The following is a 24,551-nucleotide window of genomic DNA, read 5'->3' as shown; positions in this document are numbered from 1 at the left end:
ACGAATCTTTTTCTCCAAACAATGACAAATCTCAATTGTCCAACTTCTTATTCTTGTCACTTAATACCCAATTATTTCGTACCAATCCATTTTAGCTGTTTGATAAATCCGATAGTGAAAGCTCCAATCGGAGCTCCCTGCTTATAGCTAAATATTTATTGGTGAAATTCCGGCTCCATAGGAGCCTCCTGGCTAAAATCAAGGAAACTCCGATGGAGTTAAAATGGCATAAACAAATCTTTTCTATAAACAGGAAGCCTCTCTGAGGCCCGCATCTCATTGTCTTCTTCTAAAAAACGAGTCGTGTAAATTTGAAAACGAATCTTTTTCTCCAAACAATGACGATTCTCAATTGTCCAACTCCTTATTCTTGTCACTTAATACCCAATTATTTCGTACCAATCCATTTTAGCTGTTTGATAAATCCGATAGTGAAAGCTCCAATCGGAGCTCCCTGTTTATAGCTAAATATTTATTGGTGAAATTCCGGCTCCATAGGAGCCTCCTGGCTAAAATCAAGGAAACTCCGATGGAGTTAAAATGGAATAAACAAATCTATTGCTATAAACAGGAGGCCTCTCTGAGGCCCGCATCTCATTGTCTTCTTCTAAAAAAACGAGTCGTGTAAATTTGAAAACGAATCTTTTTCTCCAAACAATGACAAATCTCAATTGTCAGACTTCTTATTCTTGTCACTTAATTATCAATTATTCCGTACTTTTGCCGTTCTGAATATAGTGTTATGGTTATCAGCGTTTTGAGGTTATTCCAATCCGCTTTGACGAATCAGATTTCTGTTTTAAGATCATTTAAGCAACGCATGTCGAATACCTTTTTGTAATGGCCAAAAGAAGAAATAGTGATGAGGGAGATTCTGCATCTCCGTTTGCGGTAAAAAAAATCAGTTGGGAAGGACTAAAAAAAACATTTGCTCTTTTTCGTTATATACTTCCATATAAGTGGATTTTTGTAGTCGGGATGATATTCCTGGTACTTTCAACTTTTACATCGCTTGCATTCCCGAAACTTGTCGGTAGCATCGTTGAAGTAATTGAGGGGAAATCAAAATACACAATTAACCAGATCACAGGTTTCCTGATCCTGGTTCTGGTGTTCCAATCCATATTTGCATTTTTACGAATATTCCTTTTCACGAGAGTAAGTGAAAGGGCCATGGCCGATCTCCGCCGGGATACGTATAGTAAAATCATCACCTTGCCACTTGAATTTCTTGAACAACGCCGCGTTGGCGAATTGACGAGCCGGGTAACATCCGATGTATCGCAGCTCGAAGGTGTTTTATCTTTTACAATCGCAGAATTTTTCCGTCAGGTAGCCACACTTATAGTCGGTATTGCCATTATCTCCTACACTTCCTGGAAACTGACTTTGTTCATGATGGCCACATTCCCAATCCTGGTAGTAGCCTCAGCGTTTTTTGGAAGATACATTCGTCGTTTGTCAAAAAAAGCGCAGGATGAACTGGCAGCAGCCAATGTTATTGTCGAAGAAACTTTGCAGTCGGTTAATGTTGTAAAAGCATTTACAAATGAACATCTGGAAGTAAAGCGCTACGAAAGTGCTTTGGGACGCGTTGTTGCACTTGCGCTCAGAGCTTCATCCTTTCGCGGTGGGTTTGTGTCCTTTATCATTTTCGCCATTTTCGGCGGTATTGTTGGGGTGATCTGGTTTGGAGCTGGATTGGTCCAATCAGGCGAAATGAGTCTTTCTGACTTATTTACCTTCATTCTCTACACGACATTTATCGGTGCTTCCATCGGCGGGATGGGTGATCTGTATGCACAGATTAACAAAACAGTCGGTGCTTCGGAGAGGATTTTTGAATTGCTAAGAGAAACCTCGGAAGTGACGGTCGAAGAATCAGCAGAAGAACCTAAGGGCCATGTTTTGGGAGAAATTGAATACAAAGACGTGCATTTTTCATATCCATCTAGAGCTGATCTTCCTGTTCTGAAAGGAATTTCATTGCATGTAAATGCCGGAGAAAAAATTGCGCTGGTTGGTTACAGTGGTGCCGGAAAATCAACGATTATCCAGTTATTGATGCGTTTCTACAATCATCAATCCGGGCAAATTCTTATTGACGGAAAATCGGTAACTGAATATGGGATTTCTGAATTACGTAAAAATATCGCGATTGTACCGCAGGAAGTAATGCTTTTTGGCGGAACGATTTATGAAAATATCGCTTATGGGCGACCTTCTGCAACAGCTGCTGAAATTTTTGAGGCGGCCAGAAAAGCTTATGCTACGGAATTCATCGATACTTTCCCCGAAAAATTTGAAACCATTGTTGGAGAACGCGGAATTAAACTTTCCGGCGGCCAGCGTCAGCGGATTGCGATCGCGCGTGCTATTTTGAAAGATCCAAAAATCCTGATACTAGATGAAGCAACCAGTTCGCTGGATGCAGAATCGGAAAAACTGGTTCAGATTGCACTGAATGAATTGATGAAAAACCGTACAACGATTGTCATCGCCCACAGATTGGCAACGATCCGGAAAGTTGATTCTATTTACGTAATCAAAGAAGGCCAGATCGCAGAATCCGGCTCTCACCAGGAATTATCGTTACTTGACAATGGCTTGTATGCAAGTCTGATTAAATTACAGTTTGAAAACGCAGAAAGCCATTAATGGATAATCAAAAGGAAATTACCAACCCACACACTTTTTTTGAAGCTGAATTTCAAAAGGCAAAATTAGCGGAAGCAGTTGCTTCGGAAAGATTTAATTTGCTTTCAATTGGCAGGATTGCTGCATTTCTGAGCATTTTCGGAACGGCGTGGCTTTGGAATCATTTCAATCAGCCGGGCTGGGGAATTGGTACTGCGGTTGCATTTGTTTTATTTTTAATACTGATGCGTCTGCAACAGGCGGCCAAAATCAAACGAAAGTTCCAAAGAAATATCCAGACTATTAATGAGGATGAAATCCAGCGCCTTTCTTTTAAATTTCTAAGAAAAGATACCGGAATTCACTTTCAGGAAAAGAATCATTCATTCGCCACCGACCTCGATATTTTTGGTGAATATTCTTTATACCGTTTATTAAACCGCACAAGAACTTCCGAAGGAAGCCGTAGGCTTGCTAATTGGCTGAAACATCATGCTTCACTGGAAGAAATTCTGATGAGACAGGAAGCCGTGGAAGAATTCAAAAACAATCCCGAACTCCGCCAAACCTGGGAAGCAACCGCTCTTTTACATGAGCACGCAGCCCAGCAGGTTGGCGCTTTCCGTGACTGGTCCGCAGAAACGTTACCCGAATCATTACAATCTTCACTTCGCTGGCGATTTTGGCCTTTGGTCACTTTACTAGTTGGCGGATTGGTATTTGCAGGTTTAATTCCTGCCTGGTTACTGGCGATGAGCCTTGTCTGGCATATCGTTATCCTCAGACGGTATCAGGAAACTTTGCAAAATATTGTAAACCGGACTACTGCACTTGGTTTTACACTTTCAGCTTATGCCGATTTATTGGATATCGCAGATTCTTCTCCATATCGCTCACGTTGGTGGAAACAACGCCAGACATTAATTCGCGGCTCTGCTCATTCACTTAGAAAAGCAGGCGTTTTATTTGAAAGACTGGATTACAGAAATCATCCCTTCTTTGCGATTTTTGTAGGGATAACAACGATGTGGGATTTACATTGTCTGGCCGGTTTGGAAAACTGGAAAAAGAACAATAAAGAACATTTACACCAATGGCTAGATGTGCTTGCTGATACTGAAGCTATGAACAGTCTGGCCGGAAATGCCTTTGCTTATCCGGATTCAACCGTTCCGCAGGTAACCTGGGAAAAAGGTGTTTATATTGAAACAACCCAAATGGGACATCCGCTGATCCCGAAAGAAAAACGCGTAAGTAATAATTTTGGCATGAATGGATTGGGACAAACGATCCTTGTAACAGGTTCCAATATGTCAGGTAAAAGTACATTTTTGCGTACGATCGGACTAAATCTTGTTCTGGCACAAATGGGGGCCGTAGTATCTGCAGACAAATTTGCCTGTTCTCCTCTTCGCGTTTTCAGCAGTATGCGTACACAGGATTCTCTGGAAGAAAGTACATCTTCTTTTTATGCTGAATTGAAACGTTTGCGCCAGCTTTTGGAATTAGCTGATGAAAAAAATGAATCTCCGGTTTTTTATCTTTTGGATGAAATATTAAAAGGTACAAATTCGGCCGACAGGCATAAGGGTGCAGAAGCATTAATCCGTCAGCTGCACGCGAAAAGTTCAGCTGGATTGGTATCAACCCACGATCTGGAATTAGGTGAATGGGGCGCGACTGAAACCTATGTCCAAAATTTCCATTTCCGTTCGGATGTGGAAAACGGACAGCTCAAATTTGATTACCAGTTACACAACGGAATTTGTAAGTCTTTCAACGCATCCGAATTGATGCGCATGATGGGAATTGATATTGATATGCAGAAATCCTGATCAAGCTACCGCTTATAAAAGGTTTTTGAACGAAATCGTGTCATTTGAGTAACTTTACTGTACGACTTTACGTTTATTTGTATTAGCAAGAAAAATAAAAGTTTAATCTTTGAAAATAAAGAACCTTCCTCGCCTTGCGAAATGGCTTCAATTTTCAATTTCCATTATCAATTTCAATAATTTCAAGACTGAATGGAATACTTAGAGTACCTGATTATGGCCGGACAGCTCATCCTGGGTTTGTCTATTTTGGTAGGATTGCATGAATGGGGGCATATGTTTGCCGCTAAGACGTTTGGTATGCGTGTTGAAAAATACTTCATCGGTTTTCCACCGAAAGTATGGAGTATTCAAAAAGGAGAAACTGAATATGGAATCGGTGCAATTCCACTTGGTGGATTTGTGAAAATATCGGGTATGATTGACGAATCCATGGATACCGAGGCGATGAATAAAGATCCTCAGCCATGGGAATTCCGCTCAAAACCAGCCTGGCAACGACTAATCGTAATGCTTGGCGGTATTATCGTTAATGTTATCGTTGGTGTTTTTATCTTTATCGTCCTTGCGTACATCGACGGAGAAAAGATTTTATCCAATGCTGAGGTTAATAAATATGGTATTGTTGCCGGTGATTTGGGTAAACAAATCGGTTTACGTACTGGTGATAAAATCATTAAAGCAAACGGAAAATCATACGCTGATTTCAATGATATTGTTAGCCTTGATGTATTTCTGGCAAGCAACAGTACTTACACAGTTCTCCGCGATGGCAAAGAAGTAGATATCGATATCCCAAATAATTTTATCGAAAAATTATCAGACGCAGATCGTGATGACAAGATGAATTTCATCAGTCCTGCGATGCCTTTTAAAATCAGAGAACTCGTGCCAGGTATGCCAGCCGCAAAAGCAGGTATTAAAGCCGGAGATAAAATTGTATCAATCAACGGTGCTCCGATTCATTACTATAACGAATTACAGGAAACACTTCCAAAACTAAAAGGACAAGAAGTAAAGATCGTACTCGATCGTGCCGGAGTTCAGCAAGATGTGAATGTGAAGGTTTCAGGAGATGGAACAATCGGATTATATCCTGAAAGTCTCTTAGCATTTACAACCATCAAATTTACCGTTGGTCAGGCTATTTCAGAAGGTACGAAAAATGCCTTTAATGTTGTTTTCAATAATATTAAAGGTTTTGGCAAAATTTTCCGTGGTGAGGTTTCTGCTTCAAAAGCATTAAGCGGCCCAATTGGAATTGCGCGTATGTTTGGCGGAGTTTGGGACTGGAATCGTTTCTGGCACCTTACTGGTTTGCTTTCGATGGTTTTGGCATTTATGAATGCTTTGCCAATTCCAGCCTTGGATGGTGGTCATGCTGTGATCCTTTCGTATGAAATTATTTCCGGCCGCAAACCTTCTGACGTTTTCCTTGAAAATGCTCAGAAAGTAGGTATGGTATTATTGCTTGGATTGATGGCCTTTGCCATTTTCAACGACGTTTGGAAAGCTGTTTTTTGAAAAAATATTTTCCCTTGACCGGCTTATTCGTTAAGCCGGTCAAGGTTATAAATTGTCCTCATCTTCTTACAAGTTTGCATTGAAGATCACCCGCCTTACTTTTCTGCTCCTTATTTTCTGGTTGTCAAGTTCCTTTGCGCCCATGCATCAGTATCATGTAAGCGTAACGCAGATGAAGTATGATAAGCCAGCGAAAACCTTTGAAATAAGTATTCGTATTTTTACGGATGATTTAGAAAAAGGGCTATCTGAAGAAAATAACAAACGTATTTTCACGATCAAAAATAATGATCAGAATAATCCGTTTGTAGAGCGTTACGTTCGCAAACATTTTACGTTAACCAACGCACAGAAAAAAGCAGAAATCCAGTATGTCGGCAAAGAAGAAGAAGCTGATGCAACCTGGATCTATCTTGAAATACCATTTTCCGAAAATCCCGAGGGCTGGAAACTTCAAAACAGCATTTTAATGGAAACGTTTGACGATCAGGTTAATATGATGAATCTCAAACTTCCTTCCGGACCGAAAACTTTTTTATACAAAAAAGGACAAGCTGTACAAACGCTTTAAAAAAGGAGATTATCCAGAAATTGCCTGACAACATTTGGTTGGCACAGCAATTTTGTTGTATTTATCCCTTTCATTTGAAAGTCATTATTTATAAATTGGGAAAAGATTATCTGTCATTATGACAGAATGCCTATGAAATTTGAACCTTCTGACCTCTATAGTCGGCTTCTTATGTCCGATTCGGATTTAGATAGCCTTGAAATTGTTCCCCTGGGTGGTCCCGAGGGCTCTGATGAACCTTTTGAAGTACCTAATGAACTTGCCATTTTGCCAATCAGGCAAACTGTCCTTTTTCCTGGAATGGTAATTCCGGTTACTGTTGTACGCCAGAAAGCAATTCGCCTTGTCAAAAAAATATACCGGAATTCGGATATTAACATGCGTATTTTAGGCGCTGTTACCCAGGCAAAACCAAATAAAGAAGATCCTACCGCAGACGACCTGCATAAAATAGGAACCGTTGCACATATTCTGAAAATGATTACGCTTCCGGATGGAAATGTTACGATCATCGTTCAGGGACGTCAGCGTTTTGAAATAAAAAAGATTTTAAGTGAAGACCCATACCTGACCGCGGAAGTTCAGGCGATCGAAGATTCATTTGTTGCGCCTACCAAAAAAGAATCGAAAGCCCTTTTGCAGTCATTGCGTGATGGCGCGCACAAGATCATGCGTTTAAATCCGGAAATTCCTCAGGAAGCCAGAATTGCGCTCGATAATATTGAAAGTCCTGTTTTCCTGATACATTTTCTTTCTTCAAATATCAATGTTGAAGTAGTAGACAAACAAAGATTACTGGAAGAAAGAAACGGGCACAAACAGGCGACGCTTTTGCTTCAGTATATGATGCGGGAGATTGAAATGCTTGAATTAAAGCGTGAAATCCAGTCGAAAGCTAGCTCTGATATTGACCAGCAGCAACGTGATTATTACCTGCGTCAGCAAATTAAAGTGTTGCATGATGAACTGGGAATTGATAGTCCGGAGCGTGATATGGATGAAATCCGCATTAAAGCAAGTCTGAAAAAATGGTCGGATACAGTTCGTTTACATTTTGATAAAGAACTTGCCAAATTGCAGCGTATTAACCCAATGGCACCAGAATATCCGGTAACCTTAAATTACCTGGAAACGTTGGTTGATTTGCCTTGGGGTGAATATACAAAAGATAATTTTGACCTGGTCCGTGCCCAAAAAGTACTGGATTCGGATCATTTCGGTTTAGAAAAGGTAAAAGAAAGGATCATCGAATACCTGGCGGTGTTGAAACTGAAAGGAAATTTGAAAGCTCCGATTCTTTGTCTGTACGGACCTCCCGGTGTTGGTAAAACTTCTCTTGGAAAATCAATAGCGAAAGCATTGAACCGTGAATATATCAGAATGGCGTTGGGTGGTGTGCATGATGAAGCAGAAATTCGTGGTCATCGTAAAACATACATCGGCGCAATGCCAGGAAAAGTAATCCAGAATATCAAAAAAGCGGGTTCTGCTAATCCTGTTTTCATTCTGGATGAAATTGATAAAGTGAGCTCGGATTATCGCGGCGATCCTGCTTCTGCTTTACTTGAAGTTTTGGATCCGGAACAAAATTCTTCTTTCACAGATAATTATCTGGAAGTGGAATACGATCTTTCCCGTGTTCTTTTTGTAGCAACTGCCAACGCTCTTGATACAATTCACCCGGCGCTTCGTGACCGTATGGAAATTATCGAAATGACGGGTTACACCATTGAAGAGAAATTACAGATTGCCAAACGTTATCTTGTGCCAAAACAGCGTAAAGATCACGGATTAAAAGCAACCGATATAAAATTTGATGATGCTGCCTTGCTACGTGTCATTGAAGGATATACACGTGAATCCGGCGTTCGTAATCTGGAACAAAAAGTAGGAACGCTGGTTCGGAAAATCGCAAAATCAGTTGCGATGGATCAGGAATATCCTAAAACAATAAAAATTGAACACGTTGAAAAATTCCTGGGAGCAGAGATTTTTGATAAAGATCTGTATCAGGATAATGATTTTGCAGGTGTCGTTACCGGCTTAGCCTGGACCTCTGTTGGCGGAGAAATTCTGTTTATTGAAACCAGTTTGAGCCGTGGGAAAGGTGGTTTGACGTTATCCGGACAACTGGGTGATGTTATGAAAGAATCTGCAATTACGGCTCTTTCTTATTTAAAAGCACATTCCGACAAACTGGATATTGATTACAGGATTTTTAACCATTACGATTTGCACGTGCACGTTCCTGCCGGAGCCGTTCCAAAAGACGGTCCTTCTGCCGGTATCACAATGGTAACTTCCATGGCTTCGATTTTTACACAACGTAAAATTCGTCCTTTCCTGGCTATGACGGGTGAAATTACCTTGCGTGGAAAAGTACTTCCAGTGGGTGGTATAAAAGAGAAAATCCTTGCGGCAAGAAGAGCGGGGGTGAGAGAAATCATCATGTGCTCAAAAAATCGTAAAGATGTAGAGGAAGTACCAGCGAACTATATCAAAGATTTAACATTCTATTATGTGGATAAAGTCGATGAAGTGTTAGCAATCGCGCTTCTTCCGGAAAAAGTATCCAACGCAACCACTTTTGTTTTCCCTGATGAAAAGAAAGAAAAAGAAGAGAGTGGTTATGTTACATTCACTGTATAAAAGTTAATCTGATTTTTTCAGAATATATTATTCCCAAAAGAGGCGCTCAAACGGCGTCTCTTTTTTTAGGGGTTTGATCAAAGAAAAAGCGTCATATTCATGAACACGAACTTTACAAAAATGACCGTATCCCAGCTATCTCCGGAGTTATTAAAACAACGTCCTGAATTATATCCCGACTTCGATAAACTTTTGGCCTTACCTGAAAAAATAATCCAGTTTGGTACAGGCGTACTTTTGCGTGGGCTTCCTGATTATTTTGTCAATAAAGCAAATCAGCAAAATATTTTTAATGGCCGGATTGTAGTCGTAAAGTCAACATCACAAGGCAGTGCCGATGCTTTTGAAACACAAAAAAATATTTTTTCTCATGGTATCAGAGGTATCCAAAACGGAGAACATATCGATGAAACCATAATTAATACGACCATCAGCAGAACGCTTTCGGCAAGCAACCATTGGGCGGAAATTCTGGAATGTGCGCATAATCCGGAAATGCAAATTGTCATTTCGAATACAACAGAAGTTGGTATTCAGTTTGTTGAAGATAATTTACAGTCTTCTCCGCCAACCTCTTTTCCAGGGAAATTAACCGCTTTTTTATACGAGCGTTTTAAAGCTTTTGGAGGTTCAGCAGAATCCGGAATGGTCATTGTACCAACAGAATTAATTGTAGGAAATGGCACCAAACTCCGGGAAATTGTTTTGAAACAAGCACAAGAACATAACCTGGGCAATGATTTTCTAAATTGGCTTGACCAACATAACCAGTTCTGTAATTCATTGGTTGACCGGATCGTTCCGGGAAAACCTGATGCAGAAACGGTTGCTGAATTATCAGAAAAGTCAGGCTACAAAGATGATCTTTTAATCGTTTCAGAAGTTTACAGCCTGTGGGCAATTGAAGGTGATGCGCACGTAAAATCTGTTTTGAGCTTTGCTCAGGCTGATAATGGCGTAGTGATCGAACCAAATATTGATCTTTTCAGAGAATTAAAACTTCGTTTGCTGAACGGTACGCATACCCTAGCTTCCGGTTTATGTTTTTTACATGGATTGAATACGGTGCGTGAAAGCATGGAAAATCCTGTAACCTCTGAATTTATAGCAGATGTTATGCTGAAAGAATTAGCTCCTGCCATTCCATACGAAGTTGATCCGGCACGTGCACAGGAATTCGGAAATCAGGTATTAGACCGTTTCAGAAATCCATTTATCCGTCACCAGCTGATCGATATTACAGTTCAATATACCGCAAAAATGAAAATGCGTAATATTCCTACGCTGCTCAATCATTACCAAAAATCCAGTGAAGTTCCGGCACTTTTTGCAAAAGGATTTGCTGCTTTTTTACTATTTATGAAACCAACGCAATTGTTGTCGGGAATTTATTCAGGTGAAAGAAATGGTGAATTATATCCGATCCGCTGCGATTCAGCTGCTTATTTTGCAGAGAAATGGGAGAATACGGAATCTGCATCCGAATTAGTCCAAAAAGTTTTGAGTGATGACTCACTTTGGGGGGCTGATCTGACTTTACTTCCAGGTTTTACCCAGGCAGTGACAGAGAATCTGGAATTGCTTTCAAAGGAAGAAACAATTATTAATTAGCGTTATCTGTAATACAAAAAACCACTTGCTGATGATCGGCAAGTGGTTTTTTGACTTAAAAATTTTAATTATTTAGTAGCCCGCGTTTCGTAAGGCTGGTTTTTTATCAATTTTAAATGATTTAGTTCAGGGACCACAATAACACAGTCCAAAGGAATAATACCTCTCGTAATCCAGTTATGAACTCTGGCAATTGATAAATGATTATTTATAGCATAATCTGACGTTGTGATCCATTCAGATAGTTTATATTCCGTATCGGCAATGATGAGCCTACTTTGCGTAATCTCATTCATCATTTTTTCTATATTGTCGAAACGGCTATCTATTTCCGCCAACGATGTCTTGTTTGAAGCAATATTCATAATTTCATAAATTAGAAGAAATATTAAGTTCCATTTCATTACAACCTTTTCAATAGCACCAGCGTAATAGCTAAACAATATTATTTTCAACTTTATTTTAACTTTACCCAATTCTCAATCTGAGTCAATAAATCCTGAGAAGCAACATCTATCGAGCTGAAATATATTTCTTCAGTTGTAGTCATCAGCAATAAATATGGCTTTGCTTTTTTATTGACAAAAAGCGTAACAGTTTTTCTATCATTTGTTTTGAAATAACCTTTCCTGAAATCCCCGGCTGCAAAACCATTTGACTTCATTACTATTTCTGGTAATTCATTCACTACTTTAACATCGAGAATTTTATCATCTTCAATTTTCTCTCCATACATTCCCGTTATTTCCAGATTATCTTTTTCAAACAATATCTCGCAATCCCCAAATCCGTTGGCGAAAAGATAACCAACACCACATCAGGTTGTACCCGGAAAGAATATATCTGGCATTATTTTTCGTTACGAGAAATCCCAGAGAAGCGAAGACCACCGAAATTATTGTTGCAGGAATTATCATGATTTAATTATTTTAAAACGATAATCTTGATCCATTCAGAAATTTCAGTCAAAGCGGTTGGCGAAAAAGTCTGCTCTATTATTCCATACTCACTTGGTGCCCCAGTCTCGCTTTCTTGAAAAAGATGGTTCAGTTTCGGTAATTCTTTAATCTTGAAGCTTTTATTCCCGCCTTTTTGCAAAGCAATTCTTATTCCTTCCAAATCTTCTTTCGGAGGCACCTGCAAATCATTTGCTCCATTCAATGCCAACACAGGACACTTTACTTTTTCCAGAGTTTCAGCTGGATTATACCGAACTAAAAATTGAAACCAAGGCGTTGCCAACTGGTTTACTGTCTGTTGTAAATATTCATTTCGCTTATCAGCAGGTGGCTGCTGCGGAACAGGAAGCAGTTTAATAGCATCATCCATGATTGGTAAAAGCTCCTTTTTGATTTCAGCAAAGTCAGATTTTTCTTTCAGTATTCCGTATCCTTTTTTGTTTAAGATATCAATTTCATCCAAAATGCTCTCGGAAACACCCGTTGTTCTGAAAATTAAATGTGATTGCTTTATCAAAAGCTCATCTCCGGGAATACCTGGCCCGGCCAATAAAACGATAAAAGCTATATCTTTCGAGCCAGCCGCTATCATAGGAGCAATAATTCCGCCCTCACTATGGCCGATCAGGCCAATTTTCTTTTGGTTAATTTCTTTCCTTGTTTTCAGATATTCAACTGCGGACTGTACATCCGTGGCAAAATCTTTGGTCGTCGCAATGCTAAATATACCGGTGGATTGAGCGGTTCCTCTATCATCATATCTTAAAACTGCTATTCCGTTTTTTGTCAAATAATCTGATAAAACGAGAAAAGGTTTATGTCCTAATAATTCTTCATTCCGATCCTGAGGCCCGCTTCCTGAAATCAGTACAACAACAGGAAAATTTCCTTCTTTTGCCGGTAAGGTAAGTGTTCCGGCCAATGTTATTTTATCTTTTGGATTTTCAAACTTAACGTCTTCCGAATAATACGGATAAGGTTTGACGGGTTCCTGTGGTCTGGAAAGTTTCGGAGTTTCTAAATCTCCCCGTTTAAGATCCAAAGGATAAGATTGGCCATTTTGTTTAAATATTCCTTTAAAAGTATTATCAGCACCTAACGTTCCTGTATATTCCGCATTAAGGCTTGTCATGGTTAGCTTCAAAACGGAATTATTGAATTCAACGGAATTAACAGGAATGCCGTTTGCTCCTTGATTTGGACTATCCAAAGTGGCCGAATAACCTCCGTTTGCCATTGTTATATGAAGCACCAATCCTAACTGTCCGCCCGGAACTTTGAGAATTCCTGACCATTGACCGGAAATATCCTGGGCTGAACAATTAAGAAATATGAGAATTAGGAATGTAAATAGTAATGTGTTTTTCATTGTGATATATTTGCGAAGAGGTAAAAAAACTTGCTCTTTAACAGCGTAAGCAATTACGTATAAAGAAAAGAGAAAGTAAACAAGAATGTGATAACCGGAATCAAAAATCATGGAGCAAAACACACAACTTGAATTAGCAGCTCAATTCGTTCACAATACCAATAAAAACATCTTTTTAACCGGGAAAGCAGGAACAGGGAAAACTACCTTTTTGCATAACCTTAAAAAGACACTTCACAAAAGAATGGCGATTGTTGCACCTACGGGCGTGGCCGCAATTAATGCCGGAGGAGTTACGATACATTCTTTTTTCCAATTACCTTTTGGTCCGTATATTCCTGAAAGTAATCCAAATGAACAGCGTTATAGCCGTTTTAACAAAGAAAAAATAAACCTGATCAAAAGTCTGGATCTGCTCGTGATTGATGAAATCAGTATGGTGCGGGCCGATATGCTGGATGGCATTGATGAAGTTTTGAGAAAATACAAAGACCGGAATAAGCCTTTTGGCGGGACGCAACTGCTCATGATCGGTGATTTGCACCAGCTTTCGCCGGTCATTAAGGATGAAGAATGGAATATGCTGAAACCGTATTATGATACCGTTTTCTTTTTCAGCAGCAATGCACTCAGACAAACGGATCCTGTCCGGATTGAGCTCAAACATATTTACCGCCAATCGGATACTTTTTTTATTGATTTGTTGAATAAAATTCGTGAAAATCAGCTGGATAAGGTTAGTCTGGCCGCTTTGAATGAACGTTATATTCCAAATTTCAAACCGGCAGAAGACGAAGGTTACATTACTTTAACTACCCATAATAATACCGCGCAGGAAATAAACAGCGAAAAACTGGAAGAACTGAAAGGTAAATCCAAACATTTTGAAGCACAAATACACAATGATTTTCCACAATTTGCTTATCCGACAGAACAAAGTCTGGCTTTGAAAATTGGCTCACAGGTTATGTTTGTCAAAAATGATTCTTCGCGCGACAAGCTTTATTATAATGGAAAAATAGGTACCGTAACCCGATTTGATGACGATACGATTTTTGTAAAATGTAAAGGTGACTACACAGAAATTGATGTCCATCCCGCCGAATGGAAAAATATCAAATACGCTTTAAACCCAACGACAAAGGAAATTGACGAACAAGTAATTGGCAGTTTCATCCAATATCCGTTAAAACTTGCCTGGGCGATTACCATTCACAAAAGTCAGGGATTAACTTTTGAAAAAGCGATTATTGATGCTAATAATTCCTTCGCACACGGCCAGGTATACGTAGCATTGAGCCGTTGCAAAAGTTTTGAAGGTATGGTATTACGCACACCGATTTCCCAAAACAGCGTAAAAACCGATGGAACCGTTGCTGCTTATACCCGTGATGCAAGCGCAAACGAACCGGATGGGGATCAGCTTACGAATTCGAAAATGAATTTTCAGCGATCTTTGCTGCTTGAATTGTTTGATTTCAATGAAATGAAATATACTTTTTCAAGACTTACCCGTGTGGTTGCCGAACATGAAAATGTCATTAATAAATCGGTCAGTATTACGTTGAAATTGATCCAGGCTACGGTAGATCAGGATATTTTTATTGTTTCAGATAAATTTAGAAATCAGCTAAACCAGTTTTTTATCGAAGTTGGTTTGCCGGAGGAAAATGAAAATCTGAATACCCGTGTTCAAAAGGGCTGTGTTTATTTCTATGACAAAATCGAACAATCCATTTATCCGGAAAGTCGGGCGCTTGAAATTGATGTTGACAACATCGCTGTAAAAAAAGTCGTGGAACTGGCATTGGAAAACTTTCAGCGGGCCGTTTTTACCAAGCGATCTGTTATGCTGGCTTGTAAGGAAATTTTCAACACTGCGACTTATTTAAGGGCTAAATCAAATGCTGATATCGATTTCAAGGTTAGTATCAAAACCGTAACGCCTATTACCAAAACCGCTGCGGCACTTAAAAATATTCCAAATGCGGAGTTGTATAAAACAATTCGAGACTGGCGGAATAATCTGGCGACAGAAAAAGATGTTCCGGTTTATATCATTTTGCCACAGAAGGCGCTTGAAGAACTGGTATCAAAATTACCAACGACGCTTGCTGAACTGGAAGCCGTAAAAGGAATTGGGAAAACAAAAGTCAAGCAATTCGGAAAAGAGCTGGTAACTATGATCGTGACGTATTGTGAAAACAATCAGATTGAAAAAAATACCACGCAGCTTTCGCTTACCAAAGAGAAAACGGATACAAAAAAACTAAGTTTTGATCTTTTCAATTCAGGAAAAACCGTTGAAGAAATTGCAGAAGAAAGAGGTTTTGGTATCACAACGATTGAAACCCATCTGGCACATTATATCGGTACCGGCGAGCTTGATATTTTCGATATTTTCCCAAAAGAAAAAATCAATAAGGTGATCGATTATTTCATGGAACATAAGCAGGTTACGTTAAATGAGGCAAAAGCTGCACTAAGTGATGATGTGACTTATACAGAATTACGGGCGGCTTTGAAGCATCTGGAGTTTTTGGGAGTTTAAAGATTTAGTGATAGTAAGGCGTATTTATTATATTTGATAAAATAAAAAAAGACGGTTATGATCATCCCATTGAATATTCCGGCCCTTGGATCTTTTACAGATGACGAATTGGTTGCATTTAGCACCGCCAATCCGGATCTGTTTGTAGAACGAGATGAACAAGGTCAACTATTCATAAATATGACACCAACTTTTGCGCTAAGCAGCTCTAACAATAGTGAGTTAATTGGGGAACTTATCATTTGGAACCGGCGAAGAAAAGCAGGAAAGGTACTGGAATCCAACGGCGGTTTCTTTTTATCAGATTCCTCGATGCGAGTTCCTGACGTTGCCTGGATCAGACTGGATCGCTGGAATGCATTATCTATGTCCGAGAAAAAATCTTTTCCACACCTGGCCCCGGATTTTATTATCGAATTAAAATCTGAAACGGATAGTTTGAAAGATCTTCAATTTAAAATGCAAAAATGGATTGAAAATGGAGTTAGGCTTGCCTGGCTTGTTTCAACAGAAGAGCAATTGACTTATGTCTACAAACCCGGAGAAGAATCAACAACATGTTCGTTTGATGAACTGATTAGTGGTGAAGATGTTTTGGTTGATTTTTCTGTTCGGCTGAGTGATATTTTGGAATATTGACAAACAAAAAAGTGCAATGACATAAACTCATCGCACTTTTAAGATCGTAATCTATTTCAATCAACCCTTCGCCCTAAACTCCTTAATCAACTGAATACTTTCAGCCACTTTCTCTTCAATCAAGGAATAATTCCCTTCGCTGATTACATGTTTCGGGAAAAGATTTGAACCCATTCCAACGCCATAAGCACCAGCACCAAACCATTCTTCTATACTTTCTTTTGTTGGAGCAACGCCGCCCGTCACCACGATTTTCACATGTGGCATCGGCCCTTTTACTGCTTTTACAAAAGCAGAACCGTAAACTTCACCAGGAAATAATTTTACTACTTCGGCACCGCCTTTCAAGGCATGGAAAATTTCTGTTAGTGTCGCAATTCCCGGAATCCAGGGAATATTTGCTTGTCTGCATATTGCACCTACTTCCGGATTTGTAAAAGGCGCTACTACGAAATCTGCACCGGCGTCAATGTATTTCTGAGCTGTTTCAGCATCGTAAACGGTACCAATTCCCAAAGCCAATCCCGGAAGATTTTCTAGCGCATATGCGATTAGGTCTACAAAAACTTCATAAGCATTTTCTCCGCGGTTTGTAAATTCAAATGCGCGGGCTCCTCCTTTGTAACTGGCTGTTAAAACTGCTTTTGCTACCGTGATATCTGCGTGGTAAAAAAGTGGCAGTAAGCCCGTTTCGTTCATCAAAATGATGGTGGTGTCTTTATCTATTGTTGCCATAATTTTATTTTCAGATTTTTATTATCCGGTTTATTTCGGTGCTCCGCACCTTTGTCCGGATATAGCCAGATCTTCGTTTTCTACAAGTATTGAGGTGCCCTGCACCTTTCTAATAACTTATCTTCTGATTCTGCCGGAGGTTTCTCCCTGACGAATTGCTTCAACTTCTGAAACGGTAGAAATTAACGCATCCCCCTCAATCGTATGTTTTAAAGCAGAAGCGGCCACGCCAAATTCCAGTGCCTTTTGTTCGTCATTGAAAGAAATTAATCCATGGATTAACCCTGCAATAAATGCATCTCCTCCTCCTACTCTATCCACAATTGGATTGATATCTATATCAGCTGTTTCCAAAACCGATTCTCCGTTCCATAAATAGGCTCGCAGTAAATTATGCGTTGCGCTGATGGAAGTTCTTTTTGTATCAATAACGCGGCTCACTTGTGGAAAAGCTGCTTTTAAATTAACACAGGATTCGATAAAATCTTCCCCTTCAATACCAAATATTTCACTGATATTCTCGCGGTTAGCAATGACGATATTTGTTCCCGCAGTTAAAGCAGGAAGAACCTCGGATGGTTTTTTACCATATTTCCACAAATTGGCACGATAAAAAATATCTCCTGAAACAGTAATTCCTTTTCTCCTTGCAGCCTCAATTCCAGCCAGACAAGCATCCGCAGCTCCCTGGGAAAGTGCAGGTGTAATACCCGCCCAATGGAACCAGTCCGCATCCTTTAATATTTCGTCCCAATTCAGTTCACTTGGGTCAATCGTTGCCAAAGAAGAATTTGCACGGTCGTAAACAATCTGACTTGCTCTTAAAGCTGCGCCTGTTTCCAGGAAATAAACGGCCATTCTCGGACCGCCATAGATAATATTGGAAATATCAACACCGTGAAAATGAAGAAATTGTGCAGCCGAACGCCCGATCGGAGAATCAGGAAAACGGGTTACGTGTGCCGTATGGTGACCCCAGTAAGCGAGTGCAGAAGCTACATTCGCTTCACCGCCTGCATAGGTAACGTCCAATTGTCTTGCTTGTTCGAAACGGGAAAAGCCGGGAGTTGACAGGCGCATTAAAACTTCCCCGAAGGTTACTATTTTAGACATAAACTACTTTTTCAATTTTATCAGAAATGGTTAGGTCAGCATTTATTTCAATACCGGAATAGCATATAAATAACTGACCGCTAAGTTATACCAAAAGCCGGCCGATTTCCAAAATCAGACCGGCTTTCTGCAAGAAGGTTTTGAAAACAATTACCTACCTTCAAAAACCAAAGTAATTTTTGGCATTGTTATAAGAAATATCCTGAACCAGTTTTCCCAGCCACGGAAGATCTTTTGGCAATTCGCCATTTTCTACGTCATTACCGATCAGATTACAAAGTATCCGGCGGAAATATTCGTGACGCGGGTAAGACAAGAAACTTCTGGAATCGGTCAGCATACCTACAAAACGGCTCAAAAGCCCTATGTTGGAAAGTGCATTCATCTGCTTTTCCATACCGTCTTTTTGATCTAAAAACCACCAGCCGGAACCGAATTGCATTTTTCCGGGTACCGTTCCGTCATTGAAATTTCCTGTCATGGTTGCGAGAACTTCATTGTCGCCCGGATTCAGGTTATATAGTACCGTTTTTGCCAATTGATCCGTTGAATCCAGTTTATTCAAAAACCTGGATAATGCCTGCGCCTGACTGTAATCTCCAATTGAATCCCAGCCCGTATCCGGCCCAAGCGTACTTAACATCCGGGAATTGTTATTTCTTAATGCACCCAAATGAAACTGTTGCGCCCAATCTTTGCTATGATCCATTTTGGCAAGATCATATAACAGAACCGATTTAAAAGCCGTACGTAACTCGGCGGAACTGGTTTTTCCAGATAGAGTTTCCGACAACGCTGTACGTGCCGACGTTTCATCAAAAGAAGCGTAAATATGTTCCAGACCATGATCAGACAAACGTCCGCCCATTTCCGCAAAAAAGTCGTGACGATTTTTCAGAGCAGCCAGTAAATCTTCATACGTACTGCCATTTGATACACCGGCAACTTCAAATAATTTATTCAAATATTGTTGAAATTCAGCCGGAGAATCGATGAGTAACATCGCTTTGTCCGGACGGAAAGTTGGCAATACTTTTATATCTAAATCGCTGTCTGCAATAATCTGATGATGTTCCAGAGAATCCGTCGGATCATCTGTTGTACAAATCACCTTCACATTCATCCGACGCAAAAGACTGCGAACGCTGAAATCTTTCTGCTTTAATTTTGCAGAACATTCCTCATAAATTTCTCTTGCGGTATCTTTATTAAGCAGAATATCAATATTAAAATAACGCAGCAATTCCAGATGTGTCCAGTGATATAGCGGATTACGCATGGTATATGGAACTGTTGCGGCCCATTGTTCAAACTTTTCCCAATCGCCGGCATCTCCGGTGCAATACTTTTCATTAATACCATTGGCACGCATCGCACGCCATTTGTAATGATCACCATAAAGCCAGATCTGTGTCAGATTTTCAAACTGTCTATCCTCTGCAATCTGATCCGGAGGAAGGTGGCAGTGGTAATCAATGATCGGCATTTCTTTCGCATAATCGTGATATAATATGCGTGCAGTTTCGGAACGTAAGAGAAAATCTTCGTCAATAAATGTTTTCTGTGCGGTCGTATTTGTGGCTATCATTGCTGATTAAATAATATATCGTTCGTCGGTTAAACGCAATCTATAATTGCACTTCTATGACGATAATTTCTGACTCTTACCCGAAAAAAATTAAAGTCCCCGTTCAATTCCCATTTCCAAACCACGTAATTCTGCCAGTCCGCGTAACCTTCCGATAGCGGTATAACCCGGATTCATTCGTTTTGTGGCCGTTAAATCATCCAGCATTCTGTGTCCGTGATCGGGTCGGAATGGCATTCTTAAATCTTTTCTGTTTTCAGAAATTCTTCTTTTTTGTTCCAAAATCAAAGCATGCATCACCGCATACATATCCACATCACCATTCAAATGATCGGCTTCATAAAAACTTCCATCCGCTTCGCGGCTCGTAGCGCGCAAATGGATAAAATTAATTTTATCTCCCAAACGGTTTACCATTCCTGAAAGATCATTATCAACCCGCACACCGTAAGAACCCGTACAGAAACAAAGTCCATTGGCTCTGCTGTCGTATGCGGCAAGCAATAATGTTGCGTCATTTTCAGTACTTACTACACGCGGTAGACCTAGAATTGGATAAGGCGGATCATCAGGATGGATTGCAAGATTTATTCCCGCCGCTTCCGCAACCGGTGCGATAGCCTGAATAAATTGGTACAAATGTGTCCGCAATTCCAGATCGCCAACATTTTTGTACGTATCTAAAACCTTCCTGAATTCTTCGATTGTAAAACTTTCTTCGGAGCCTGGCAGACCGGCAATAATATTCCTTGTCAGTTTATTAACATCATCGCCTGACGCTTTTTCGAGCCAGTTTAATGCAGCCGTCCTCTGCGCTTCACTATACTGATCTTCCGCATTTTCTCTCCTTAATATGTAAAGATCAAAAGCAGCAAATTGTGTCGCGTCAAATCTCAAACCAGTCGAACCATCATGCATAGGCGCATCAAGATCTGTCCTTGTCCAATCCAGAATCGGCATAAAATTGTAGCAAACGGTGTCAATTCCACATTTCCCTAAATTGGTTAGCGACTGCTGATAATTCTGAATATATTTTTCAAAATCTCCTGTCCGCGTTTTGATGGCTTCATGAACCGGGACACTTTCCACAACAGACCACGTTAAGCCCGCAGCTTCAATAATTTCTTTACGGTTCAGGATTTCATCAACTTCCCATACAACTCCGTTGGGTATATGATGCAAAGCGGATACAATTCCCGTGGCTCCCGCCTGACGGATATCCTGCAACGAAACAGGATCATTTGGGCCAAACCAGCGCCAAGTTTGTTCTAATGACATAATTTTATTAGCTATTGGCTTTTAGCGATAAGCTTTTAGCCTACGGTAATTTGAGGTTTTATTACTTTTGTACCAAAATGTTTTTAGCTTTTAGCTGATAGCTCTTGGCATTTAGCTTGCAGCAAATTGATATTTGGTATCTTAATTCAAATAATATGTTTCGATATAATATTTACCATATCGGACTAACACTTCAAATTAGCCGTGATCCAAAGCCAAAAGCCAATACCCTAACAGCTATCAGGCTACTAATTTATGTTCCGGCACTCTTTCACGCAACACTTTCAATGCCCGGCTCATTTGTGTTTCCACTGTTTTAACCGATATTTTCAACCGCTCTGCAATATCACGATAGCGTAAGCCTTCTTCACGGCTAAGCCTGAAAATGACCTGACACTGGCGTGGCAAATCCTGGATGCATCCTTCAACGCGTTCATAGAATTCGTTAAAGGCCATTTCTTCTATTGGTGTATAATGATCTGCGTGCGTCAAATTCCACTGCACATTATCAATTGATTCGCGCTCGTATTGGCGGTGAATTTTTAATTTCAAATAATCCAGTGCCTGATTCCGTACCGCTCTATATATGTAGGCCTGAAAAGAAGTATGTACTTCAATTTGTTCCCGGTTTTTCCAAAGTTTTACGAAAACATCCGAAACCACTTCTTCTGCAATTTCTCTTGTTACCACAACCCGCATCGCATAATTACAAAGGGAGCGATAGTGATGTGTAAACAATTCACGAAAAGCTAAATAATCTCCATTGGCGACTACTTTACCAAACAAATTTTCCAGAAGGCTTTTCTGAGAATAAACGGCTGGTAATACATTAGTAAACGATTGCGTTTCCATCAACATTTGGTATAGGTTAATATAGAAAAATTCTCAGATTATTATACGCACCATTCAGTGCAACTGCTGCTATTGTTCGTCTAGTTTAGTGATTGGTTCGTTGATATACAAAAATAAATCTTGAAAAAAATCAATATATTTACGCAACCGTTCCCGAAACCGTTCCCGGAAAATCATTTTTCCCGGAACGGAGAAAAATAATTTGATTTTGGCTCCAATTTTAACTCTGGTGCATTTCAAAGATTAAATATTATAATTGCATTATTCTGATATTCCCTTCTTTATGAGAAAAGCGTCGATTACCATTAAGGAAATTGCAAGACAGTTAAATGTTTCAAAATCAACAGTTTCGAGAGCGCTGCGTGATAGTCCGGAAATTAGTGAAGAGACAAAAAAGAGAGTTATAGCATTGGCGGAATCACTTAATTATTCTCCCAATCCTATTGCATTAAGTTTATTAAGAAACCGGACACAAACGCTGGGTATCATTGTTCCGGATATTGCCAATGCGTTTTTCTCTACGGCAATCGGCGGTGTCGAAGATATTGCTTACAGCCGTGGTTATCATACCATGATTTACCAAAGCCACGAATCTTACGAACGTGAACTTGCTGATACCAAACATATTGCAACAAGGCGCGTAGACGGGCTTATTGTTTCCATATCCAGTCAAACAGAAAATCATGATCATTTTGTAGCCTTGCAGGAGCAAGGAATTCCTGTTGTTTTTTTTGACAGGGTAAGCGAAACGATGCCAAGTCACAAAGTTCGGGTGGATGATTATAAAGGCGCTTATGAAGCTACGGAACATTTAATCAGTCGCGGTTGTAAAAAAATTGCACATATAGCAGGCCCCGCGAACCTGTCCATCAGCCGTAACAGATTAAAGGGTTATCAGGATGCCCTGGTTCATAATGGATTGGAATTACATGATGAATGGGTGGTTAGCAGTGAATACAACCAGGCAGGAGGAACGGAACGAGCCTATCAATTAATGGCTTTAAGAAATCGCCCGGATGCAATTTTTGCAGCAAGCGACCGGATTGCTTTTGGCGTTCACTGGGCTTTGCGCCAATTGGGTTACCGAATGCCGGATGATGTGGCCATTGTCGGCTTTTCTGATCTTGCCATTTCATCTTTGTTAGACCCCCCGCTTAGTTCTGTGGCGCAGCCTTCTTTTGAAATGGGACAACTTGCGGCTACGTTATTACTGGATCTTATCGAAAGCAAAAGCACCCCGGTCGCTTTCGAAACCAGGGTGCTTACGTCTAATCTTATTATCAGAAAATCGTCTATGAAAGAATTAGTTGGTGATTGATTTCAACTTTCTTTCGAATTCAGACAAAATTCTTTCTTTCATTGCTACTTTACGTTTCTGGATATTGATACGTCCCTGCGCTTGTTTGTCTTGTTCAGGGTCACCGGTAGCTGTTCTGTCAAACTCGATCACTGCGAATTCAAGATCGCTTTTTTCGCGTTTGGCAAGCCATTCCAGTTCTCTCAATTTAGTGCGAAGCTGTTCTTCCTCGCTTTTCATTTCAAAAGCAGGATATTTACGGCTGATCACACGAGCCAGGTAACTTAGTTCAAAAATCTTGTCACAAACAGAGCGGAAACGTTCAGCCAGTTCTTTGTCGGCAAGTTTGAAAGGAATTTTAATTTCTTTCCATTTGCTCAGCAATACTTTTGCTTCCTGCGATGCCTCAACAATATCTTTTTGTCTCAGCAAAGTTTCAGCCCTTGCAAGTAATGCCTGTTGTTCAACAATTCTTGGGTCAACGCGTACCTTAGGTTCGATACCTTTGGCAAGATTATATTTGTCATAAAATAATTTAAGGAAGTGGCGATACGCCTTGTTAACCTTAAAGAATCTTTTTGGAGGAACCTCTCCTACATTGTTCCATGCCACCCGGACTTCGCGTGCCTTATTATAAGCATCGTCAAGGTCGCGGGAATAACTAAGTGTTTTCGTGATTTTAATCAAACGCTCGTATTCATCAATACGCTCCTGATTAATTTTATTTTGTTCATCAAAATAATCACGGCGTCTCTGAAAGAAACTATCAAGAATTTCCTGGAAAGTAACCTCCACCTCATCCTGAAACTCTTTTTCAACCGGACCTGTACGAATCCACTTTGCTTTGATCTCCTGAATCTGATCCGTTGCTACGGCATAATCTTCGATAGCAGCCGCCACTTTTACATCTTCAATCAGTGCGCGTTTAATTTCAAGGTTTTTTAATTGATTAATTTCAATTAAACCCCGCAAATACTCTTCCTTTTCCTGAAGTCTTTCCAACAGCGGGACAAAATCTCCCAATGCGTCAAAACTTATCAGTTTACGTTGCAACTGTATAAGTTTTGTCAAGTAAGAACCTTTGTTGAGCGCTTCATCAATTTCAGATTCCAGTTGTTCTACCTTATTTAATACGATAGAAAAACGGTTTTTGAAATAATCGATTGCTTCTTGTTCCGTCCTTTTTACTTCTCCAATTTGCCGGTCTGGGTACTCTAAATACCCTTTTAAAAATACTTTGCTGTCTTTAACATAGCCGTATTCATCATTCAATGTGGCATTTTCCATTCTTTCAAGTTTTTTATCTGCTAAGTGTAGGGATAATAACGATATTTGCTAGGCAC

18 protein-coding genes are annotated in these 24,551 nt (G+C 40.0%); 9 read left to right on the top strand and 9 right to left on the bottom strand.

Annotation, left to right across the window (positions count from 1 at the left end; all coding sequences use genetic code 11):
• The first annotated feature begins 840 nt into the window (after positions 1 to 840).
• The 6 genes from FZF08_RS11265 (at position 841) to FZF08_RS11240 (ending at position 10,827) form a co-directional block, all read left to right on the top strand.
• Entirely contained in the window at positions 841 to 2,658 is a 1,818-nt protein-coding gene (locus tag FZF08_RS11265; RefSeq protein ID WP_159468734.1) for an ABC transporter ATP-binding protein, read from the top strand.
• On the top strand, positions 2,658 to 4,472 hold the full coding sequence (locus tag FZF08_RS11260; protein WP_159468733.1) for a MutS family DNA mismatch repair protein: 1,815 nt from the start codon (positions 2,658 to 2,660) through the stop codon (positions 4,470 to 4,472). The genes FZF08_RS11265 and FZF08_RS11260 overlap by 1 nt, the downstream gene beginning before the upstream one ends.
• A gap of 192 nt (positions 4,473 to 4,664) precedes the next feature.
• Positions 4,665 to 5,996, top strand: a complete 1,332-nt coding sequence (gene rseP / locus FZF08_RS11255) for an RIP metalloprotease RseP (RefSeq protein WP_229216499.1) — start codon at positions 4,665 to 4,667, stop codon at positions 5,994 to 5,996.
• 52 nt (positions 5,997 to 6,048) lie between these two features.
• On the top strand, positions 6,049 to 6,567 hold the full coding sequence (locus tag FZF08_RS11250) for a DUF6702 family protein (protein ID WP_159468732.1): 519 nt from the start codon (positions 6,049 to 6,051) through the stop codon (positions 6,565 to 6,567).
• A 171-nt stretch (positions 6,568 to 6,738) separates the two neighbouring features.
• Positions 6,739 to 9,216 carry an endopeptidase La gene (gene lon / locus FZF08_RS11245; protein WP_229216498.1) on the top strand — a complete coding sequence of 826 codons (2,478 nt, stop codon included), beginning with the start codon at positions 6,739 to 6,741 and terminating at the stop codon, positions 9,214 to 9,216.
• Between the two features lie 99 nt (positions 9,217 to 9,315).
• Complete coding sequence (locus FZF08_RS11240) at positions 9,316 to 10,827, top strand: tagaturonate reductase (protein WP_229216497.1); 1,512 nt, start codon at positions 9,316 to 9,318, stop codon at positions 10,825 to 10,827.
• A 68-nt stretch (positions 10,828 to 10,895) separates the two neighbouring features.
• On the opposite strand, the gene FZF08_RS11235 is transcribed toward FZF08_RS11240, so the two are convergent.
• From FZF08_RS11235 to FZF08_RS11225, 3 genes are all read right to left on the bottom strand, one after another.
• Positions 10,896 to 11,192, bottom strand: coding sequence for a hypothetical protein (locus FZF08_RS11235; protein ID WP_159468730.1), 297 nt, complete (start codon positions 11,190 to 11,192; stop codon positions 10,896 to 10,898).
• 92 nt (positions 11,193 to 11,284) lie between these two features.
• Positions 11,285 to 11,596 carry a PH domain-containing protein gene (locus FZF08_RS11230; protein ID WP_159468729.1) on the bottom strand — a complete coding sequence of 104 codons (312 nt, stop codon included), beginning with the start codon at positions 11,594 to 11,596 and terminating at the stop codon, positions 11,285 to 11,287.
• A gap of 155 nt (positions 11,597 to 11,751) precedes the next feature.
• Positions 11,752 to 13,155 carry a S9 family peptidase gene (locus FZF08_RS11225; RefSeq protein WP_159468728.1) on the bottom strand — a complete coding sequence of 468 codons (1,404 nt, stop codon included), beginning with the start codon at positions 13,153 to 13,155 and terminating at the stop codon, positions 11,752 to 11,754.
• Between the two features lie 109 nt (positions 13,156 to 13,264).
• On the opposite strand from FZF08_RS11225, the gene FZF08_RS11220 reads away from it, so the two are divergent.
• Together FZF08_RS11220 and FZF08_RS11215 are read left to right on the top strand one after the other, a co-directional pair.
• Positions 13,265 to 15,706, top strand: a complete 2,442-nt coding sequence (locus tag FZF08_RS11220) for a helix-turn-helix domain-containing protein (RefSeq protein WP_159468727.1) — start codon at positions 13,265 to 13,267, stop codon at positions 15,704 to 15,706.
• Between the two features lie 57 nt (positions 15,707 to 15,763).
• Positions 15,764 to 16,345: a Uma2 family endonuclease gene (locus tag FZF08_RS11215; RefSeq protein WP_159468726.1), complete on the top strand. Its 582-nt coding sequence runs from the start codon at positions 15,764 to 15,766 to the stop codon at positions 16,343 to 16,345.
• Positions 16,346 to 16,405: 60 nt separating this feature from the next.
• Here the strand turns inward: FZF08_RS11215 and FZF08_RS11210 are convergent, their stop codons facing one another.
• The 5 genes from FZF08_RS11210 to FZF08_RS11190 all read right to left on the bottom strand — a co-directional run bounded on the left by FZF08_RS11210 (position 16,406) and on the right by FZF08_RS11190 (position 21,911).
• The gene (locus FZF08_RS11210; RefSeq protein ID WP_310590589.1) at positions 16,406 to 17,080 is read right to left on the bottom strand and encodes a bifunctional 4-hydroxy-2-oxoglutarate aldolase/2-dehydro-3-deoxy-phosphogluconate aldolase; all 675 of its coding nucleotides are present in this window, start codon (positions 17,078 to 17,080) and stop codon (positions 16,406 to 16,408) included.
• A 117-nt stretch (positions 17,081 to 17,197) separates the two neighbouring features.
• Positions 17,198 to 18,193, bottom strand: a complete 996-nt coding sequence (locus FZF08_RS11205) for a sugar kinase (RefSeq protein WP_159468725.1) — start codon at positions 18,191 to 18,193, stop codon at positions 17,198 to 17,200.
• A 160-nt stretch (positions 18,194 to 18,353) separates the two neighbouring features.
• Positions 18,354 to 19,781 (bottom strand): glucuronate isomerase, encoded by a 1,428-nt coding sequence (gene uxaC / locus FZF08_RS11200; RefSeq protein WP_159468724.1) that lies wholly within the window; start codon positions 19,779 to 19,781, stop codon positions 18,354 to 18,356.
• A gap of 90 nt (positions 19,782 to 19,871) precedes the next feature.
• Entirely contained in the window at positions 19,872 to 21,059 is a 1,188-nt protein-coding gene (gene uxuA, locus FZF08_RS11195; RefSeq protein WP_159468723.1) for a mannonate dehydratase, read from the bottom strand.
• Between the two features lie 240 nt (positions 21,060 to 21,299).
• A complete protein-coding gene (locus FZF08_RS11190) occupies positions 21,300 to 21,911 on the bottom strand; it encodes an RNA polymerase sigma-70 factor (protein ID WP_159468722.1) in 612 nt (203 codons plus the stop codon).
• Between the two features lie 283 nt (positions 21,912 to 22,194).
• Here FZF08_RS11190 and FZF08_RS11185 point away from each other — a divergent pair, with 283 nt between their 5' ends.
• A complete protein-coding gene (locus tag FZF08_RS11185) occupies positions 22,195 to 23,229 on the top strand; it encodes a LacI family DNA-binding transcriptional regulator (protein WP_159468721.1) in 1,035 nt (344 codons plus the stop codon).
• On the opposite strand, the gene FZF08_RS11180 is transcribed toward FZF08_RS11185, so the two are convergent.
• Entirely contained in the window at positions 23,215 to 24,495 is a 1,281-nt protein-coding gene (locus tag FZF08_RS11180; RefSeq protein WP_159468720.1) for a DUF349 domain-containing protein, read from the bottom strand. The two genes, FZF08_RS11185 and FZF08_RS11180, sit on opposite strands and share 15 nt — an antisense overlap.
• Between the last annotated feature and the right edge of the window lie 56 nt (positions 24,496 to 24,551).

Origin of the sequence: Dyadobacter sp. 3J3 (assembly GCF_009801115.1) — a bacterium.
Taxonomy (GTDB): domain Bacteria; phylum Bacteroidota; class Bacteroidia; order Cytophagales; family Spirosomataceae; genus Dyadobacter.
The sequence above is the reverse complement of the archived record's forward strand: the minus strand, read 5'-3'. Positions and strand labels throughout refer to the sequence as shown.

Excerpts from the sequence above, each read along its gene's own strand:
- FZF08_RS11190 (WP_159468722.1), bottom strand. The coding sequence starts at position 21,911 with ATGGAAACGCAATCGTTTACTAATGTATTACCAGCCGTTTATTCTCAG.
- lon (WP_229216498.1), top strand. The coding sequence starts at position 6,739 with ATGTCCGATTCGGATTTAGATAGCCTTGAAATTGTTCCCCTGGGTGGT.
- FZF08_RS11180 (WP_159468720.1), bottom strand. The coding sequence starts at position 24,495 with ATGGAAAATGCCACATTGAATGATGAATACGGCTATGTTAAAGACAGC.
- FZF08_RS11220 (WP_159468727.1), top strand. The coding sequence starts at position 13,265 with ATGGAGCAAAACACACAACTTGAATTAGCAGCTCAATTCGTTCACAAT.
- FZF08_RS11260 (WP_159468733.1), top strand. The coding sequence starts at position 2,658 with ATGGATAATCAAAAGGAAATTACCAACCCACACACTTTTTTTGAAGCT.
- FZF08_RS11210 (WP_310590589.1), bottom strand. The coding sequence starts at position 17,080 with ATGGCAACAATAGATAAAGACACCACCATCATTTTGATGAACGAAACG.
- FZF08_RS11225 (WP_159468728.1), bottom strand. The coding sequence starts at position 13,155 with ATGAAAAACACATTACTATTTACATTCCTAATTCTCATATTTCTTAAT.
- FZF08_RS11240 (WP_229216497.1), top strand. The coding sequence starts at position 9,316 with ATGAACACGAACTTTACAAAAATGACCGTATCCCAGCTATCTCCGGAG.
- FZF08_RS11265 (WP_159468734.1), top strand. The coding sequence starts at position 841 with ATGGCCAAAAGAAGAAATAGTGATGAGGGAGATTCTGCATCTCCGTTT.
- rseP (WP_229216499.1), top strand. The coding sequence starts at position 4,665 with ATGGAATACTTAGAGTACCTGATTATGGCCGGACAGCTCATCCTGGGT.
- FZF08_RS11215 (WP_159468726.1), top strand. The coding sequence starts at position 15,764 with ATGATCATCCCATTGAATATTCCGGCCCTTGGATCTTTTACAGATGAC.
- FZF08_RS11235 (WP_159468730.1), bottom strand. The coding sequence starts at position 11,192 with ATGAATATTGCTTCAAACAAGACATCGTTGGCGGAAATAGATAGCCGT.
- uxuA (WP_159468723.1), bottom strand. The coding sequence starts at position 21,059 with ATGTCATTAGAACAAACTTGGCGCTGGTTTGGCCCAAATGATCCTGTT.
- FZF08_RS11185 (WP_159468721.1), top strand. The coding sequence starts at position 22,195 with ATGAGAAAAGCGTCGATTACCATTAAGGAAATTGCAAGACAGTTAAAT.
- uxaC (WP_159468724.1), bottom strand. The coding sequence starts at position 19,781 with ATGATAGCCACAAATACGACCGCACAGAAAACATTTATTGACGAAGAT.
- FZF08_RS11205 (WP_159468725.1), bottom strand. The coding sequence starts at position 18,193 with ATGTCTAAAATAGTAACCTTCGGGGAAGTTTTAATGCGCCTGTCAACT.